Source organism: Streptomyces sp. LUP30, from assembly GCF_001746365.1.
Taxonomy (GTDB): Bacteria; Actinomycetota; Actinomycetes; order Streptomycetales; family Streptomycetaceae; genus Streptomyces.
The window spans coordinates 1-711 of the sequence record NZ_MJAJ01000122.1 but is presented as its reverse complement, the minus strand read 5'-3'; the positions used below and the strand labels follow the sequence as shown (position 1 = coordinate 711).

General features: G+C 71.9%; 1 protein-coding gene. It reads left to right on the top strand.

Annotation, left to right across the window (positions count from 1 at the left end; all coding sequences use genetic code 11):
- The coding region (locus BG482_RS39895; RefSeq protein ID WP_141746735.1) for an alpha/beta fold hydrolase at window positions 1-711 on the top strand (711 nt) is incomplete at both ends.

Below are 711 nucleotides of genomic sequence, written 5' to 3'. Positions count from 1 at the left end.
AGCGTCAGCCGGGCGCCGGCCACCCACCGGGATCCGCACAACAGCAAGCGGCGGGTGCCCCGGCAGGGCGCGCTGGTCTTCGATCCGGGCGGTCCCGGCGGCTCCGGCCGGTACTTTCCGCTGGTCGGGCTGCTGCCGGAGTGGAAGCCCATCGCCGCCGCGTACGACCTCGTCGGCTACGACCCGCGCGGCGTCGGCCGGTCGGCGCCCCTGTCCTGCCAGGACCCCAAGCGCTTCTTCAAGGGCCCCTCCCCCGCCCCGGCGCACCCCTCGGAGTCGTACAAGAAGGAGCGCATCGCGCAGGCGAAGGCGTACGCGCGTGGCTGCGCGAAGGGCGCGGGCAGTGCCCTGCGGCACTACAACTCGCTCAACAACGCCCGTGACCTGGACGTGCTGCGGGCGGCGCTGGGCGAGGACCGGCTGACGTTCATGGGGGCGTCGTACGGCACCTACTTCGGGGCGCTGTACGCCACGCTGTTCCCCTCGCACGTGCGGCGGATGGTGTTCGACGCCGCCGTGGACCCGGACCCCGCGCAGATCTGGTATCGCAACAATCTCGGTCAGTCGGCGGCGTTCGAGAGCCGCTGGACGGACCTGCGGGAGTGGATCGCCGCGCACGACGACGTGTACGGCCTCGGCAGCACGGCGGACGAGGTGCTGAACAGCTATGAGCGGGCACCTCGTCCGCCATGCTGCCGAGGCAGATCGGAA